Source organism: Natronoflexus pectinivorans (genome assembly GCF_004345615.1).
GTDB classification, from domain to species: domain Bacteria; phylum Bacteroidota; class Bacteroidia; order Bacteroidales; family Marinilabiliaceae; genus Natronoflexus; species Natronoflexus pectinivorans.
In genome coordinates this window covers 12,395-30,667 of sequence record NZ_SLWK01000003.1, presented here as the reverse complement: position 1 = coordinate 30,667, position 18,273 = coordinate 12,395, and the positions used below count along the sequence as shown (strand labels likewise).

The following is an 18,273-nucleotide window of genomic DNA, read 5'->3' as shown; positions in this document are numbered from 1 at the left end:
TGTATTTGATATGCTTATTCGAATAATAATATCCTTTAAATCACCTTCATCAACTCCATTAGTGAATCACGTATTCCGTTCATCACATCAGGATGCCCGGCATGTTTGTTGTTCAATTCAAACTCAATACCGTTATAATGTTCGCCAAAGGCAATTCTTAATGGCGCCACATGACCATCGGTCTTTCCCAGGTACGGATAGTTAAAACGAATATTGAAATGAGGCAGGTACCTCTTCAACATCAATTTCCATTGCCCGGCTATCTCTTTTTCCTTTGCATGTGAGGGGTTGTAAAGTAACCCGATATCAGCATTCCGCACATCTCCGTTCAGAACTGGAGTGAATGAATGAACAGAAACATGAAAAACATCTGCACCTTTTGCTGTCACCTCACTTACTGATTTAAAAAACCTGTTCCTGAACGGATGATATAACTCGGTCAAAATTTGTCCCTTCTCTGCGTTGTCGAGATTCCGGGTAAATTCTGAAAAAAGAGTTTTTCGATGCAATGAGCGATTTAAGTCTACCAGCAATCTTGTCACCACCGAATAATCGCTAAAATGTGATTCGCATTGGCGAAGCACATTAAACAATTCTAAAGCACCAATATCCCACCCCCGATGACTATTGAGAACCTCCTCTGCATCAGAAAATAAGGATTGGTAGGATGGCGGAACCACATTACCTCCATGTTCGCAGGAAAGAAACACTTTCATAATCAAGCAAATAATTGATTCTTAATTAAACAATCAGTCAGTTTGGCATAAACTCTTTGCAGATTATCGGGAGAGTAATCTTCATTTACAGCTCGTAATATGCGACTGCTTAGTGTTCCATGGCGTAAAATATCCGTTAAAATGTCAATGGCTTCGGTTGATAAACAACTTTTGGAGATGTTGAACAGATGCTTCCATACTTCGCCTGCCGGCACGCTGTTTTTTTCGTTGATGCCAAATTGCTGTAAGAATTCCTGGTTATCAATAAGCGAGTTTTCTCCCCTTTTTATGGCAGAGATAAGCATTTCAGCCAGCACATCTTCTTTCCACGATTTTTGAACCTCTAAAGGTTCAAAAACTTCATTTACCAAAAGCCTTAACACAGCCACAATCAACTCCACAATGGCCAGGTCAGCTTTCGGAGACTCCTGGATATCAATCAACCTGATTTCGATGGCACCTCGGTCGAAACGGGCAATAGCTCCCCTTGAATTTAGAAAATGATGTTCCAAAATGCCTTCTTTATCAAAGGGTTTGATGGCGGTTTTAATGGGTTCGAAAATCATGTTGTAATAGTCTGCCTCAGAAAAAGCCTGTTCGGGAATCACCTTTCCTGCAATAACTGGAATTTTGACCTGGTTATGGCGATAAGCTTCCAGACGGCCATCAGAAAAACCGGTGAATTTAGCGTCCATTATCGGAGAACTTGCACACAGAGCAGGGATTAGTGGTAATACAATCCGAATTGCCGCATGAAGCCTCGCGAATTCGTCATCGCCGTTAAATGGTAAATTGATGTGAGTACTTTGAAGATTGCTCCATCCATGCCCCCGGCAATTGAAAATGCGATTATATAACGCGTAAATCGCGTTATAATCGTGCTTCCACAACATGGTCTCCTCAAAGGGATTCATCCACGGATGTGAGCCCCCGGGCATTAAAATGGCATCGTGCTTTTCAAGTATGGAATTTATTTTTTTTATGTTTTGATGAAACAGGTCGGACAACCCGAGCAATTCTGATGCAGGCCCGTTGGTTTTTAGCTCCACCACGTGATTCACCAATTCGTTTGACCATGCAATTGCCCCGTTCTCAAAATCAGACAAAAAAGCACCGGTCACCTCCTTCATTAACACATCGCACAGAGGTTTTACATTCAGAGTAGATTTATCAACAATCATATACTCCAGCTCCACGCCAAAAGCATCAAAAAGATAGTATTTATTTGTATCAGCCATAAATTGAGAGGGGTAAAATTATTCTTCAATGGAATTTATCAGGTGCTCCATCACCATCTGGTACAGTTTCTCCTTAAGCAATAAGTCTTCAACTCCGGCATCGATGTTTGGATTATCATTGATTTCAATCACAAAGGCCTTTCCTTTCACCTCCTTAATATCAACTCCATACAATCCGTTTCCAATTAACCGCGTGGCTTTAAGTGCTGTCGCTTTAACCGATGAAGGTGCATCATCCGGCTCAAGAATATCAAAACCACCGCTGACTTCACGTTTTTTGTCCGATTGCCAGTTGTAAATCTGCCAATGATTGCGAGCCATATAATAGCGGCAAACAAAAATCACCTTGTTATTCAGCACACCCACCCGCCAATCGTAGTCCGTTGGCAAAAACTCCTGTGCAATCAACAAATCAGAAACCTTCATCATCTCCTTCACCTTTTCCCTCATCTGCTCAGGTGTTTCAACCTTTACCACTCCCTGCGAAAACGATGAATCCGGCAACTTCAAAACACAGGGAAAGCCAAGTTGATGTTCAATTCCTTTCACATTTTCGGTATGAATGATGATGGTTTTGGGTGTTGGTATTCGTGCCAATTGCAAAATTTCGGCAAGGTAAACCTTATTGGCACATTTCAGAATTGACTCGGGCGAATCAATCACTGCCAATCCTTCGCTCTGTGCCCTTCGAGCCATTTTATAGGTATGATGGTTTACTGATGTGGTTTCTCTGATGAACAGAGCATCAAACTCTCCTATGCGGTGAAAGTCATCCTTCGTTATCAATTCCACATAACAGCCCGCCTTTTCGGCAGCCTCCACAAAAAGGCCAATGGCCTTTCTGTTCGATGGTGGCGATTTTTCATCGGGATTTACCAAAATAGCCAAATCGTACTTATGTTTTTCGACCCGCGCCTGGTCATACCTTTTCTGTCCAAAGTAATCTCGCGCGAACCTATCCAGATATTCCAGATGATGCTCAGGAATCTCCTTATAAGGAATGGTTTTAACCGATTGAATTTCCCATTTTTTACCGTCGAACGTAAACCTGGCTCTCAAAAAAGGAACCTGAAACAGCTTGTATAGCTCTTTGGCCAGCTTATCATATTGGGAGGAAACGTTTCGTCCAAAATAAACACTCAGAACAAACTCCTTTGAGCGAATGTGGCGAAGTGTTTTTTGAATCAGAGCATCCTGAACATCAGATAATAGTTTTACAATGGCCTGAGATTTTAGGTCGAGGATTTTTTTTACCGATGGAATCACCTTTTGTCCTCGTGCTTCGGCCAATAAACTCACATAATAACCCCGGGTTTGATAGGCATAATCGTAACAAAGATTGAAAACTCTGGCGCCTTTTAGCTTCGCGTAGTTTTCATCTTCGAGGTAGGTGCGGGGCGCAATAACTTCCACCCCGGGGATATCAATAACCCACTTTTGTGGGTTGTTGATTACGATGATTTTTCTCATTAATAATTAATCTTTGGGTAAAATCACTAACATATTGGCATCGTAGGTCACAATGCCCAACAAAACTGAGTTTAACAAACGGTTGGTATCCACCTCGTAATAGTTTTTTCCCGAAATAGGATTTTCTTTATACGGATCGGCCACATATACGGTATTACCGCTTATTCCGCATAAAACAACAAAATGTCCCATTGGCTCACCTTTCAGGTCGTCGAAAACAGACCTGTTTTTGCGATTGGTGTATTCCCTTTTTGTATTGTATAGATATGTGGCACTCAATCCGGTAAGAATGGGGACATCTTTTTCAAAATATCGCTTTAGAATTTTTTTGTTAAGATCTTCGAAACTGATTTTACCACCAAGATTTAAAAAGTTTTGATACGCTTTAGTGGCCTGCGAGAATTTTTTCCCGGTTTTATACTTAAGTTGCTCACCGAGCAACTCACAGAGTTGCTCACTATCAGTTTCTGCCCAGGATGGATCAAATACCTTCAGGTTGTAAGTGTAAATGGTTGCATCAAAGCCACGTTTAAGTGCATCAATTCCCAACATGACAGCCAAAGTTCCACCCTCCTCAAAAGAGGTTACGGTCTCTATGACCTCATTGAGCTCCACCTTTAACCCAAAAAAACGATAAACGGCATGCAAACTGGTAGGTCCGCATGTGGTGTCATCGGGTTGGGGTAGAATTTTTATGGAATTTAATCTTTCCATATGGTTTATGGCTCTAATTTACAATACTATACAACTCCCAAAACCAGAAATATAATAATCATCAAATGAACGTAATTTTTTTAATAAAACAACTGCATTGGTAAAAATTAAATACGTAAAAAATTATGCTATTTTTGAAAGAAAAAAATGCATCTGTTTTACGAACCGGAAATATTAACCAATGGCGGTTATTTAAACCCTGAAGAATCCAAACATTGTATTAAAGTTTTGCGCCATACAGAAGGCGATGCCATCCGCATCATGGATGGCAAAGGCAACCTGATAACGGGTGTTATTGCTGAAGCATCAAAGCTTTGCAGGGTTGAAATCTCTGAAACAGAACAGACTCCTCTCCCACCCGGTGGATGTCACATCGCCATTGCTCCCACCAAAAACAACGACCGTTTTGAATGGTTTCTGGAAAAAGCGACCGAAATAGGAATCCAAAAAATCACACCCTTATTGTGTCAAAATTCGGAGCGTAAAGTGGTAAAACCGGAACGTCTTGAAAAAGTTATTACAGCAGCCATGAAACAGTCGCTGAGCACATGGCGGCCGGTGTTGGAACCATTGGTGCCATTTTCCGATTTCGTAAGGCAAAAACAGGATGGGGATAAATTTATTGCCCATTGCAGGGATGGAAGGGAGTCTCATCTTTTTGACATATCCCAAAAGAAGAGGCAGACACTCATTCTAATTGGCCCTGAAGGCGATTTTTCAGTTGAAGAGATTGCTGAAGCAGAAAAAAAAGGATTTGCACCGGCTTCGTTGGGGGAAAAACGGCTAAGAACAGAAACAGCTGCCCTGGCAGCTGTTCATATCATCTCATTAAAAAATTCGCTATAGGTAGTCTTTCAACGTTTTTGAAGCAAGATAATCTTTAATTTCCGTTGATAGCCTGTGGGAAAGATCGCCCATGAGGCATTCGCCAAAAGGACAAATCTCTTTATCGCCCGGACAACTCTGAACTTCAAAACGCCCTTCAATGGCTTCATAAATATTGAGCAAAGAAATCTCCTCCGGTTTCTTCTTAAGAATAAAACCTCCCGTTGGTCCTCGGTTGGACGAAATAAAGTTCTCTTTAGCCAAACGTTGCAGAATCTTTGCAACGTGATGTCGAGAACTGTCAATTTGTTTTGCAATGTTGCCCACGTTCATCATCTCATCCGAACGGGCAATCATTACCATGCTGTGGAGTCCAATTGAGGCCGCTTCCGTTAACGCAATAATGTTTGCCATAATATATAACCGGTTGGTTTTAATATTTAAAGAGACAAATATAAATAAAAAAAGTTATTAAACCCTGTGAACGAATCGTATAAGAGGTCAAAATACCATTATTATTCCATAAAATTGTTTCAGATAAGATTATTGAATTTCTATTTAGTAAGTTAAAAGAGAGCCGGGTATAAACCCGGCTCTCTTTTAAGTAAGATTCTCAACAGAAAATTTCTTATCTAGCTTGCTCAAGACGAAGCGTATGTGTCGTTGTATCGCAAACCTCTTTAGGTCCAAAATACTGAATTGGACCGGGGTAAACGTATTTTGTTCCCATGGCCCAATCTTCACGGTTCTCTTCAAGTTTCTTAAAGGGAGCACCGTCCAAAACTACCAATGCTTTCTGAATAACAGGTTTCATAGCTCCATGGCGTTTTTCCATATTCATCATCATGGTAATTGGAGCTCCACCCGGAATCCACTCATCAGCAGGTGCGGTAAGATTTTTAACCGATGCCATATAACCGCTTTTTCCTTCAGAAATAAGAAGTGAAGCAGTCATTCCAAGGCTGTAGCAATAATCCGCATCAAAATTTGACGGGGTGGCGCACCGACCTTCATAACCAAAGAAATGTCCCAATCCACCAAACTTGCCGGAGAAATCTCCGCTCTTTTTCAATTTCTTCAGTTTGGCTTTTACCATGTCAATCAATAATTTCTCGGTTTCAATGGCCGAAACCTGAACATTTCCATGAGGATCTCTGTCGAGCATCAACTGATTGGCAAAGCTATTTGGTAAATGTGTAAATACAGTTGCTGACTCTTCAGTTAATTTAGTTGCCACAAAATCTCTGCGATCTTTATTGGAATCAAGAACATTAACTTCTGTTTCGTGTTTGGCAAGAATGTCATTTAACTCAGAAATTAATTTTTTCATGGCTGGCACAAATTCCACAACTCCTTCAGGAATTAGGATGGTTCCAAAATTGTCACCATTCTCTGCACGCTTCACAACAATATCAGCAATATTGTCAACAATGTCGTCAAGGGTCATTCCTTTTGCTTCAACTTCCTCTGAAATAATGGTAATATTAGGTTGAGTTTGAAGGGCACACTCAAGACAAATGTGTGAAGCTGAACGTCCCATTAAGCGAATAAAATGATAATACTTCTTTGCAGAATTGGCATCACGCTGTATGTTACCAATCAATTCGCTGTAAGTTTTACAAGCGGTGTCAAATCCAAATGAAGTTTCAACAACTTCATTTTTCAAATCTCCGTCAATGGTTTTAGGTACTCCAATCACCTGAATACCTGCCTTCTTTTGAAGAAAATACTCAGCCAATACACAGGCATTGGTATTGGAATCATCTCCTCCAATCACAACCAAAGCATTAATGCCAAGAGCCTTGCAGTTTTCAATCACTTTATCAAACTGCGCTTCCTCTTCCAATTTTGTACGGCCGGATCCAATGATATCAAAACCACCGGTATTTCTGTAATGATCAACAACGTCAGCTGTTAATTCAATAAACTGGTTATCGGTCAACCCACTTGGACCTCCCAAAAATCCATATAGTTTATTCTCTTTGTTGCAGTTAAGCAGTCCATCAAAAAGACCACTGATTACGTTATGACCTCCCGGAGCTTGGCCTCCAGATAGAATAACTCCAACCTTTACGGCAGGATATTCCTTGGACTCACTTCCGGGTTCAAATGTAATGACAGGCATTCCATACGTATTGGGAAACATCTTTTTGATATCGGCCTGATCAGCAACCGATTCAGTTTTATTTCCTTCAACTATTTTTACTGCACCCTTTAATGAGGCAGGTAATTTGGGAAAATAGCTCTCCCTGGCAATCTGTAGTGGACTTTTTACCATGTTAGGTGTTTTAAATTATTTGATGCTTATTAATTATCAACGCAGGTAAGTCGCATATGAATATCAACGCAAATTTGAGAATATTTTTCCAAACTTGAAAAAATGACCATTTAATTTTTAGTCAATTTACGAGTTATTAGGTTTCTTATAGCAATCCAAGAATATAAAAGATCGGAATAATTGACTTAATTCAACACATCACAAAATTATATTTACATATATTTCAATGATTTGCACAACCATATTTACTATATAGCGTATGATATGACACATGCAAAATAGAAAAACCTTAATAATTTGTATATTTGTCTGTCATAAATTATAATACGGTATATGCCATCATTTTCATTTATCATTCCGGTTTACAATCGATCAGAAGAGCTTGAAGAGCTTTTGTTTACCCTTTCAAAACAAACATTTCGGGAATTCGAAGTGGTTATTGTTGAAGACGGATCTCAACAGCCTTGTAACCTGGTTATTGATAAATATACAAATGAACTTCAAATAACTTACCTTCAACAGGAGAATCAAGGCCCCGGACCAGCCCGAAATACCGGTGCTACAGCAGCAAAAGGAAGATGGTTGATTTTTGTGGATTCAGATTGTCTATTGCCTGAAAATTATCTTGAAATTGTGAACGAATCTGTAGACAGCGAGGATTTTGACTGTTTTGGGGGGCCTGACAAACCCCACCCCAATTTCAACACCATTCAAAAAGCCATTGGTTACGCTATGAGCAGTGTTTTAACGACAGGAGGTATCAGAGGTGCGAAGGAAAAACTTGACATATTCTATCCGCGAAGCTATAATCTGGGAGTAAGACAATCCGTTTTTAAAGCAATGGGTGGGTTTTCGGATATGCGTTTTGGTGAAGATCTTGATTTTAGTATGCGCTTATTAAAGAAAGGATATTCCACACGTTTAATTAAGGAAGCTTTTGTATTCCACAAAAGAAGAAACAATTTCAGATCTTTCTTCAAGCAAGTTTATAATTCAGGAATTGCCAGAATCAATCTTGAAATCAGACATAAAGGAACACTTAAACCGGTACATACCATCCCTTCCTTATTTGTTGGAGGGCATCTGTTCATCATTCTATTGGCCATATTTGGTTCTCCCTGGTATCTTCTATTATTCCTGGTGGTTCCAATTACTGTAATGTCACATGCCATGAAAGAAACGGGAGAAATTAGAACATCCGTTTGGGCTATTGCTGCAGCTTACACGCAAACATTTGGATATGGACTTGGTTTTATCGAGGGCTTAATTGTTAGAAAAATTCTTGGGAAAAAAGAGTTTCACGCATTCAGGTCTAACTTTTACAAGTAGATTTGATTTAATTCCGAGATGAAAGTAATGCTGATATTGTAGAAGTTTTAATCTTTAGTTGTTTAATAATATGCTTCCCGGGAGCAGGCAGTTTTCTTAACAAATCTTCATCAGAAATCTGCATAATTAGTTTACGTAATATCTGTCCTTTTTTATTCAGATACTCAAGGTGGTTAATTTCAGTGGACTTTTTCATGCAATGTGAATCTACGAGTGTCATATTAACTAAAACGACATTGCATGAATTATAGTATTTTATAAACAAGAAAAATATGCTTTGAGTCGACAAATCAATCTCATTGACGAATAATTTCCTTGTTGCGATGCATTATATACGCAAAATCATCAAATTATTACCAATTATTCATAATACATAATATACCTGTAGGCTATATTATATTTCACAAATCATTTATAATCAATTACATTAAAATTACATCGAGGTTTGTGTAAATCAGCAAAAAATAAGAAGCTGACTATTCCCAAAGCGCCGAATCTGTCGAAAATATAATCCGTGTACCTCCTTAAGTATAAGAGAGAGAGATTTTTCTCTCTTCCATCATTTTTCTGAGGTTGATCAGTGCATATCTCATGCGTCCCAATGCAGTATTAATGCTTACATTGGTTTCCTCTGATATCTCTTTGAAGCTCAGCCCCATGTAGTGACGCATTTTCACAACCTCTTTTTGATTATCTGGCAATAACTCCACCAGTTCAGCCACATCTTTCAACACCTCTTCCTGCACCAAGCGGTCTTCGATTGTACTTTCGGAGAACTTCGTATGATTAAAAATATCTCTTGAGTGATCTTCGTTATAGACCATAGGAAAGTGCTTTTGCCTACGAAAATGATCGATAATCAGATTGTGCGAAATACGCATAACCCAAGAGGCAAAACGTCCTGATTCAGAATATTTTCCTTTCATCAATGTACGATGTACTTTGAGAAAGGCATCCTGAAAAATGTCCTCCGCCAATTCCTGATTGCGAACCATTAAGAATATATAGGAAAATACCTTTTGTTTGTGACGCTCAATGAGAGTATCAAAACATTTCTGTTTACCGGAAACGAATCCTTCTACAAGCTCTTCGTCCGACAGTTTTAGTAAATCTGTCATAACCAAATATTTAACTTAACTTGTAAAGGTTCCTCTATAGGCAAACGGTTTTAAAGAATTTGAGAATACGAATAAATAAAAAAATGTCAACAAATCCAAACAATATTTACATTTTTTAATATTTGAATTCTATTTAATCCAGTTTTACAAACTATACATCAGTAAACAAAGGTTTTATAAAAATGTTTCTAACAAACGTACACAGCTACTTTTTATACCTGATAATCCCCTTAATGGTTTCAACTATTAGGGCGATATTGATGTTTCTATAGTAAATAATTTTGAGTAAGAGAAAAAATAAACCCTAACAAATGATTTATTTCAGTATAAATTTGTAGCAACATTCTCCCATTTTGAAAGGTTTTATTGCTCAATATGCCGATTAGTGTACGGTAAAAACCTATTATAAGCTATATAGTATATACAAATTGATGGTAGAAAATAAATCAAGTAGTTTATATGAATTATCGTACACATTTTTGGTAAATTTGCATTCTCACATATTTGAAATGGATATTACAAAAGTAAAAGCACAGAACCATATAATAATTAAAGGAGCCAGAGTTCACAACCTAAAGAACATTTCACTGGATATTCCTCGTAATAGATTCATTGTAATTACCGGGGTGAGCGGTTCAGGAAAAAGTTCTTTAGCTTTTGATACTTTATATGCCGAAGGACAGCGTCGTTATGTTGAGAGTTTAAGTGCTTATGCCCGACAGTTTCTTGGGAGAATAGATAAGCCTGAAGCTGATATCATAAAAGGCATTCCACCTGCCATAGCCATTGAGCAAAAAGTAAATACCAGAAATCCACGATCCACGGTAGGTACTTCCACTGAAATATATGACTATCTAAAACTTTTATACGCCCGAGTGGGGCGTACATTCTCTCCTGTAAGCGGGATAGAGGTAAAACGCCATCATGTATCTGATGTGGTTAATTACATCAATAATCATGCTGCCGGAACAAAAGTTGCCATTTTAGCTCCTGTATTCCTAAACGGAGATCGTTCCTGTGAAACCCAATTAGATCTATTATTAAAACAAGGCTTCAGCCGGATAGAATACAATGGAAACTTTGTTTCCATTCAGGAAATGCTGAACAGTCAAACTGAAATAATACCTGATTGCAATGCCATAAATCTACTGGTTGACAGGGTAATGGCTGACAGTTCCAATGAAGACAATACATCAAGAATTGCAGATTCTGTTCAAACTGCATTCTATGAAGGAAATGGTGAGTGCATCATTCGCATTTATGCAGAAAACTCTCAGGAAACCTCTGTCTTCTCCAATAAGTTTGAGGCAGATGGAATTACCTTTGAAGAGCCATCTGAACACATGTTTGCATTCAACAATCCGTTGGGCGCATGTAAAAAGTGTGAAGGTTTTGGAAGCATCATTGGGATAGATGAAGATCTGGTAATTCCAAATAAGAATCTTTCCATTTATGAGGACGCAATAGCCTGTTGGAGAGGAGAAAAAATGGGAGAATGGAAGCAACTTTTGTTACGAAACGCGCATAAGTTTGATTTTCCTGTTCATAAACCATATTTTGAACTTTCACAGGAAGAAAGGCGTCTGCTTTGGACTGGCAACAGGTTCTTCAACGGGTTGGATGAATTCTTCCATCACCTGGAAGAAAAACTATACAAAATCCAGAACCGGGTTATGCTGGCCAGATACCGGGGCAAAACAGTTTGTCCGGAATGTAGAGGAACTCGTCTGAGAAAGGAAGCAAGCTGGGTTAAAGTTGATGATCGTAGCATTTCCGACCTGGTCATGATGCCGGTGTCTGAGCTGTCTGATTTCTTCAACCAGATAAAACTTAATGATCACGACCGGGCAGTGTCTCGACGAATACTGCTGGAGATAACCTCAAGACTTCAGTTTTTAAACCAGGTGGGTCTTGGATACCTGACATTGAATCGACTCTCCTCCACTTTAAGTGGTGGAGAAAGCCAACGAATTAATCTAGCCACATCTCTTGGAAGCAGTCTTGTGGGCTCACTGTACATACTTGATGAACCAAGCATTGGCCTGCATTCAAGAGATACCCATCTGTTGATTAATGTTCTGAAGAATCTCCAGAAGCTTGGAAATACTGTTATTGTTGTTGAACACGATGAGGACATCATCAGAGCGTGTGACGAAATCATAGACATTGGACCGGGAGCTGGACAGCATGGCGGAGAAGTGGTTTTTCAGGGGCCTTTCGAACAACTTGAGTCCACCAAAGAGAGTTTGACCACTCAATATCTTACCGGCACAAGAAAAATTGAGATACCTACAGTACGTCGGCAGTGGAGCAAATTTATTGAAGTTGTTGGAGCAAGGGAAAATAATTTAAATAATATCACGGTTAAGTTTCCTCTGAATATCTTTACCGTGGTTACCGGAGTTAGTGGTTCCGGCAAATCAACTCTCGTAAAGAAAATACTCTACCCTTCATTAAAAAAGATAAAAGGGGGAACGGCAGACAAAACAGGTTCATTTGACTTGTTAAGAGGTGATTTGCAATCTATTCATGACGTTGAGTTCATTGATCAAAACCCCATCGGAAAATCATCCAGATCGAACCCGGCGACATATCTGAAAGCATGGGATGACATCAGGAAAATAATGGCCGATCAAAAACAGGCCAAACTAGAAAATATGAAACCATCTCATTTCTCATTTAATGTGGATGGCGGCCGTTGCGAAGAGTGTCAGGGAGAAGGTTCCATAAAAGTCGAGATGCAATTTATGGCCGACCTGGTTCTTAAATGCGAAAGTTGTAATGGGAAAAGATTCAGACAAGAAGTATTAGATATTCACTATCACGGAAAGAATGTTCACGACATTTTGGAGATGACCATTGAAGAGGCCATCGAATTCTTCTCAAAACAACACAGCGCTACCGACCGACGAATAGTAAACAAGCTGCAATCATTGGCAGACGTAGGACTTAATTATGTAAAACTGGGGCAATCGTCCAGTACTCTGAGCGGAGGAGAAAGTCAGAGGATTAAGCTGGCTTCATTTCTTGGGATGGAAAAGACAGAACCCACTCTCTTTATTTTTGACGAACCTACAACCGGACTCCATTTTCACGACATCAACAAACTTATTAAGGCATTTAATGCCTTAATAGAAAAGGAGCATTCCATTGTTGTAGTTGAACATAATATGGAAGTAATAAAATCAGCCGATCACATTATTGACTTGGGACCTGAAGGTGGAAAAAATGGAGGAAATCTGGTTTATGAAGGTAATCCTGAAAAGATTGCAGAAATGAAAAACTCTTATACTGGACAATATCTTGCACCTTATATCAAAATTGGCAAGGCTTAGAGACTATTTAAATTTTAAATCGAATTAAATAGATTTTTAGGGTATTGGATGCTGAGCAATGCAAAGTCCCGTATTGCGGGATGAGATTGTTAGACCGAAAGACAAGATATAATAGAAAACCAGTTGTGTCTATTCATGTGTCTAAATTTGTATTTCCATCCCGAGTACTCGGGATGGAACTCGCCATCATAGTCATTGGCTACGCCGATCTTCGATTCTCCTGTGTGAGAAGGTTTTCTCATGGCTCGTTTCATCGATAGAATTCGTTAGAAATACTTAATGTTTTATCTTCGGCGCGAACCACCGCTGCTTTTTACGCCAAACAGTAAAGCTACACACCCTCCTGTAATGGTTTCCTCTCCCCTGTCTGGAACTCTGACAAAAACAATCATTGTTCCGGTGGTTTCAGCAGTAAAATCCCAAACTTGCGCATTTTCATAGTTTTTGTTATCAAAAACCACATGCCGATGTTCATCCAGTACTTGAATATGCAGTTCAGGCAAGCTTTCCACAGCAGCAACGACTAAGCGGTATTCTTCTCCTTCAAAAAAAGTTTTATATAATTCTGCACTTTCGCCTTCTTCCATATATGTGGCGTTGAAATTACCATCATGCGTAAAAGGCTCTAATTGAGGACGTGCAATATTACGAGCAAAACTTATACATTGAGCAGTAACTTCTACCCCAGACCAAAAGGCCACAATCAAAACCAAACATCTAATCAATCTCGAAATCACCATTCTTTAGGAAATGAATATAAATAGAAATAACTATAACAAGAATTTCACTTTCCGACTACGAAATAAACTCATTACGTATTTCCGCCACTTTTTCAAACAGCTTCCTGAAAGTTTCTTTAGAAATAAAAGTTTCGGCTTCGCTGCGTAAAATGGTCATACGTTTATCAGGATGAGTTTCGGCTTCTACGTTGGAAGTGGTTATGATTTTTACATCATCATAAATTACTCTGAGTTCATTCATTCGGTCAATCAGGTAGCTGATATCTGGATTTTCTTTATAGGAATCCAGCAGGTTGAGAACTGTATTTAAGGAAAGTTTCTGATAAACAATTCTGTCGATTAGTTCCGGATTTGTATCCAGCGACCCGTTAGTAAGCTGTGTTGCAATATATAAACCCTCAATCCATCCCCCCACTAAAACCATGGCAGCAATAGCAGGACGGTCTTGTTCGGTGAGATATGCATTTGAGTTCATAAAAGTCTCAGAAATGATGTCCATGACCACTTCGCGATTATTCATGTTTTCCTCTAAACGGCGAATGGTCTCCTCATCGATGGCTTCCAGAATTCCAAGATTATCAGCAAGTTTTCTGGAGTTGTTCATATAATTCAAGGTACTCTGAGTCTGGTCAAAAAGGCTTGAGTAACTCATATTTGCACTGTATATACCCAGATTAAGCGCCATTTTCAGGTTGGTATTGTACCTGTTAATATTTGAAAGAGGATTTAATAAGTCTACATCGAACCCAGCCCCGGCACGTTTTATTAACATGGCTGTTTCTAAAGGAGACGGGAGAGAATAAAAAATCATCTTAGATTTGGCAAAATCTTCCAATAATTGTTCATCAACAATAACTGAGCGGATGATCTCCTCTTCCTCAGCAGACCTGTCACGTTGTTGCTGGCAAGTGCATGAAAAAAAGCTACTTAACAGCAAAACGAAAACTACAAATGAGAATAAAATTCTAAACATCTTAATATTCAATAAATATTGGGTTATTTGAATTCTTGATTTATAATAACAGTGACACAAGTTACACAAAATTCTCAAAAAAATTAATACGGTCAAAGAGTTATCTGATATAAATCAAAAAAATATTGAACCAAAGGCAGAAAACAATGATTTTGGGGTCATTTAAAATGATTGCTCATGCCAATCGTGAGGATTTTTCCGGTATGTAAAATACCACAATCTGTTAAAGTAAATTAAGATGAAACAGATAGATATTTACAAAAAAAGTGTCGTCATGGACGACACTTTTTTTGTAATTCTTACATACTGTTACTCAAACTTCGAGAAGTATCTCATAAATTGAGCTCTTTCATACAAAACAGGATTCTGTATCTTCTTATAACTCATTAATCCTCTCAACTCATCAATGGTTTTGAATTTCTTCTCATCCATCCATTCCTCAAGTTTCTTAACCATCCTGGTAATAACTTCCGGGCCATTTTTATATACCGAGGAACAAACCTGGGTGACCCTGGCACCAGCCAATAATTGTTTTATAACTGCATCGCCATCATGAATTCCGGTTGATGCTGCCACTTCAATATTCTTAACCTTATCACTTACAATGGCAACCCAACGTAAAGACCGACGAATATCAGCCGGCGAACTGAAAACTTCTGCTGCTGTTATTGAGAGCGTATTTATATCGATATCCGGCTCGTAAAACCTATTGAAAAGAACCACACCTTTTGCTCCCGAAACAGATAGCTTATTAACCACAGAAACCAGATTGGAAAAGTAAAGTCCCAATTTCATTACCACAGGAATCTTTAATTCTTCACTAACAGCTTTGGCAATGTTGTAATATAGCTCTTCGTACGAGTCGGCTGTGGAATTTTTGTCTGTATTTAGCACAAACAGATTCAATTCAATGGCATCGGCACCCGCATTTTCAATCTGTACTGCAAAATCGATCCATTCTGTATCGGAATAACAGTTGATGCTGGCAATCACCGGAATATCCACAGCAGCTTTAGCCTCTTTTATCAGTTTTAAATACTCAGCAACAGAATTATCTCTGGAGTAATTTTTCATGTAATCCAGTGCTTCAGGATAATCCAAACCTTGTCCTGAATGAATTGCTCTGTTTACATCATGATTTATCTGCTCCTCGAACAGAGATTTCAACACCACAGCACCAGCGCCGGCATCTCTGAGTTTTTTTATTTTTTCAACGCTGTTGGTTAGTCCGGAACTTCCTACCACGATGGGATTTTTCAATTTTAGTCCCAAATAAGTCGTTTCAAGTTTTGCCATCTAATTTGCTATTTAGTATTTGCAACATAAGAAATATGGTCTTCTGTTTTCAGGACGAATCATCGTCCTGATATTACATCAGCCTGATAATGTTTAAGGTTTTACAAGACCCGGAAACCTTTATTGATTCTACAAATATAAAAATAGTTTCCAATTTTGATCACCTTTCCCCAAAAATTGCGCTTCCTACTCTTACCATGGTGCTTCCTTCCTCAATGGCGATCTGGTAATCATCAGACATCCCCATACTTATCTCCCGGAATCCGGAATCGTTTTGAAAATAGAGATCCTTTACTTCTTCAAAAAGTTGCTTAAGTGACTTAAATTCAGTACGTATAACACATTGATTGTCAGTAAAGGTTGCCATCCCCATTAATCCAATAATTTGAACATTGGACAGTTTTTTCCATTCATTACTTTTTAGCAGTTCATGCAGCTCATCATCGCTAAGACCAAATTTTGTTGACTCTTTAGCAATATGAATTTGCAACAGACACTTTATGATGCGATGGTTTTTTTTTGCCTCTTTGTCGATTACTTTTAAAAGCTTATAGGAATCAACCCCATGAATTAAAGATACAAATGGTGCTATGTATTTTACTTTATTGGATTGCAGATGTCCAATCATATGCCATTCAATATCACCAGGCAAAACATCAACTTTAGCTGTAAGCTCCTGAACTTTATTCTCTCCAAATTGACGTTGGCCGTGCTGATAAGCCTCAAGAATTAATTCAGGAGGATGTGTTTTGGATACTGCAATCAGACTAACACCCCCGGGAATTGATTCTTCTATCTGCTGTAAGTTGGTTTTAATATTCATAGTTAAATTATGCTCAATTCATGGTTCTTGTTAAAGAATCACAGATTTCATTTTTGATAAAAAAACAAAGAGCACAATGGGTTAAAAGTTTAGAATAACACCATGTGCACTATGTAATTATATCTGATATTCAAAGAACTCTATTCAAGTTCATGAATAACGAGGCCTGATCTTAGTTTAGGTTCGAACCAAGTTGTTTTTGGAGGCATGATATTGCCGGTGTCGGCAATATCTATCAATTGCTTCATAGAAACAGGATACAGAGCAAATGCAACTTGCATCTCACCTGAATCTACTCGTTTTTTTAATTCTCCCAAACCTCTGATCCCTCCAACAAAATCAATTCTTTTTGAAGTTCTCAAATCTTCAATACCCAAAATTCTGTCTAGTACATGGCGCGATAAAACGGTAACATCCAATACCTCAATCGGATCCTGATCATTGTAAGTTCCTTTTCGGGCAACAAGTTTATACCATTTTCCGCTTAAATACATGCTGAACTCATGCAAGCAAGTGGGTTTATATATCTCCTCTCCTATTTCTGTCACTTCAAAAGTACGACCCAAAGCAATCAAAAAATCAGTTTCAGAGAGTCCATTCAGATCTTTCACAACACGATTATAATCGATTATAGCCAATTGGTCATCAGGAAAACACACCGTCATAAAATAGTTATATTCCTCTTTTCCGGTATGGTTTGGATTATTACTTTTCCTTTCCTGACCAACCCGTGCAGCAGCAGCGGTGCGGTGATGTCCGTCGGCAACATAGGTTACCGGAACTTTTTCAGCAAAAAGCTTCTCAATTTTCTCATTCGTACCTCTATCTCTTATAACCCAAAATTGATGGCGAAAATCATCTTCACTGGTAAAATCATAATCGGCTTTATTTGAAGAAACTATAGTTTCTACAATTGCATCTATTTCTGGAACCGCTTTATAGCTGAAAAACACCGGCTCCATATTGGCATTGTTAATACGGATGTGCTGCATCCGGTCTTCTTCTTTATCAGTACGGGTTAATTCATGCTTTTTGATGACATCATTAAAATAGTCCTCGCAAGCTGCACATCCAACCATCCCGTATTGAGTGCGTCCGTCCATGGTTTGTGCATAAATGTAGAAATATGCTTCCGGATCCTGCACCAACCATCCCTTGGATTTAAAATTACGAAAGTTCTCTACAGATTTGGCATATACCTCTTCTGAATGAACATCAGCATCAGGATTGCAATCAATTTCAGACCTTGTGATATGTAAAAGTGAGTGATCTTTCCCTTCAGCCATTTTTGCTGCTTCCTCCGAGTTCATAACATCATAAGGCAGACAAGAAAGTTCTGCGGCAATTTCTTTTGGGGGACGAATTCCTTTAAATGGTTTTAAAACAGACATAGATTTAGATTTATAGTCAAATGAATA

At 38.6% G+C, this 18,273-nt stretch carries 16 protein-coding genes; 3 read left to right on the top strand and 13 right to left on the bottom strand.

The window, feature by feature from the left end; genetic code table 11:
- Window positions 1-35 precede the first annotated feature (35 nt).
- The 4 genes from EV194_RS05420 to EV194_RS05405 are packed head-to-tail and all read right to left on the bottom strand — an operon-like array spanning window position 36 to window position 4,138.
- Window positions 36-716, bottom strand: coding sequence for an N-formylglutamate amidohydrolase (locus tag EV194_RS05420; protein WP_132432895.1), 681 nt, complete (start codon window positions 714-716; stop codon window positions 36-38).
- A 2-nt stretch (window positions 717-718) separates the two neighbouring features.
- Window positions 719-1,954: a carboxylate-amine ligase gene (locus EV194_RS05415; RefSeq protein ID WP_132432893.1), complete on the bottom strand. Its 1,236-nt coding sequence runs from the start codon at window positions 1,952-1,954 to the stop codon at window positions 719-721.
- A gap of 18 nt (window positions 1,955-1,972) precedes the next feature.
- On the bottom strand, window positions 1,973-3,424 hold the full coding sequence (locus EV194_RS05410) for a RimK family protein (protein WP_132432891.1): 1,452 nt from the start codon (window positions 3,422-3,424) through the stop codon (window positions 1,973-1,975).
- 6 nt (window positions 3,425-3,430) lie between these two features.
- Complete coding sequence (locus EV194_RS05405; RefSeq protein ID WP_132432889.1) at window positions 3,431-4,138, bottom strand: C39 family peptidase; 708 nt, start codon at window positions 4,136-4,138, stop codon at window positions 3,431-3,433.
- A 147-nt stretch (window positions 4,139-4,285) separates the two neighbouring features.
- Here EV194_RS05405 and EV194_RS05400 point away from each other — a divergent pair, with 147 nt between their 5' ends.
- The gene (locus tag EV194_RS05400) at window positions 4,286-4,984 is read left to right on the top strand and encodes a 16S rRNA (uracil(1498)-N(3))-methyltransferase (RefSeq protein WP_132432887.1); all 699 of its coding nucleotides are present in this window, start codon (window positions 4,286-4,288) and stop codon (window positions 4,982-4,984) included.
- Here EV194_RS05400 and EV194_RS05395 read toward each other — a convergent pair.
- Window positions 4,979-5,377 (bottom strand): RrF2 family transcriptional regulator, encoded by a 399-nt coding sequence (locus tag EV194_RS05395; protein ID WP_132432885.1) that lies wholly within the window; start codon window positions 5,375-5,377, stop codon window positions 4,979-4,981. The two genes, EV194_RS05400 and EV194_RS05395, sit on opposite strands and share 6 nt — an antisense overlap.
- Window positions 5,378-5,591: 214 nt before the next feature.
- Entirely contained in the window at window positions 5,592-7,241 is a 1,650-nt protein-coding gene (locus EV194_RS05390; protein WP_132432883.1) for a diphosphate--fructose-6-phosphate 1-phosphotransferase, read from the bottom strand.
- A 333-nt stretch (window positions 7,242-7,574) separates the two neighbouring features.
- On the opposite strand from EV194_RS05390, the gene EV194_RS05385 reads away from it, so the two are divergent.
- Complete coding sequence (locus EV194_RS05385; RefSeq protein ID WP_132432881.1) at window positions 7,575-8,570, top strand: glycosyltransferase; 996 nt, start codon at window positions 7,575-7,577, stop codon at window positions 8,568-8,570.
- 7 nt (window positions 8,571-8,577) lie between these two features.
- Here the strand turns inward: EV194_RS05385 and EV194_RS05380 are convergent, their stop codons facing one another.
- Window positions 8,578-8,766, bottom strand: a complete 189-nt coding sequence (locus EV194_RS05380) for a hypothetical protein (protein ID WP_132432879.1) — start codon at window positions 8,764-8,766, stop codon at window positions 8,578-8,580.
- A 328-nt stretch (window positions 8,767-9,094) separates the two neighbouring features.
- A complete protein-coding gene (locus tag EV194_RS05375) occupies window positions 9,095-9,688 on the bottom strand; it encodes an RNA polymerase sigma factor (protein WP_132432877.1) in 594 nt (197 codons plus the stop codon).
- 509 nt (window positions 9,689-10,197) lie between these two features.
- Here EV194_RS05375 and uvrA point away from each other — a divergent pair.
- Entirely contained in the window at window positions 10,198-13,023 is a 2,826-nt protein-coding gene (gene uvrA / locus EV194_RS05370; protein WP_132432875.1) for an excinuclease ABC subunit UvrA, read from the top strand.
- A 284-nt stretch (window positions 13,024-13,307) separates the two neighbouring features.
- Here the strand turns inward: uvrA and EV194_RS05365 are convergent, their stop codons facing one another.
- From EV194_RS05365 to EV194_RS05345, 5 genes are all read right to left on the bottom strand, one after another.
- Window positions 13,308-13,763, bottom strand: a complete 456-nt coding sequence (locus tag EV194_RS05365) for a hypothetical protein (protein WP_132432873.1) — start codon at window positions 13,761-13,763, stop codon at window positions 13,308-13,310.
- A 55-nt stretch (window positions 13,764-13,818) separates the two neighbouring features.
- Window positions 13,819-14,736 (bottom strand): hypothetical protein, encoded by a 918-nt coding sequence (locus tag EV194_RS05360; protein WP_132432871.1) that lies wholly within the window; start codon window positions 14,734-14,736, stop codon window positions 13,819-13,821.
- A gap of 309 nt (window positions 14,737-15,045) precedes the next feature.
- Window positions 15,046-16,032 carry a dihydroorotate dehydrogenase-like protein gene (locus EV194_RS05355; protein WP_132432869.1) on the bottom strand — a complete coding sequence of 329 codons (987 nt, stop codon included), beginning with the start codon at window positions 16,030-16,032 and terminating at the stop codon, window positions 15,046-15,048.
- A gap of 160 nt (window positions 16,033-16,192) precedes the next feature.
- A complete protein-coding gene (locus tag EV194_RS05350; protein WP_132432867.1) occupies window positions 16,193-16,855 on the bottom strand; it encodes a YggS family pyridoxal phosphate-dependent enzyme in 663 nt (220 codons plus the stop codon).
- 140 nt (window positions 16,856-16,995) lie between these two features.
- The gene (locus tag EV194_RS05345; protein ID WP_132432865.1) at window positions 16,996-18,246 is read right to left on the bottom strand and encodes a DUF1015 domain-containing protein; all 1,251 of its coding nucleotides are present in this window, start codon (window positions 18,244-18,246) and stop codon (window positions 16,996-16,998) included.
- Between the last annotated feature and the right edge of the window lie 27 nt (window positions 18,247-18,273).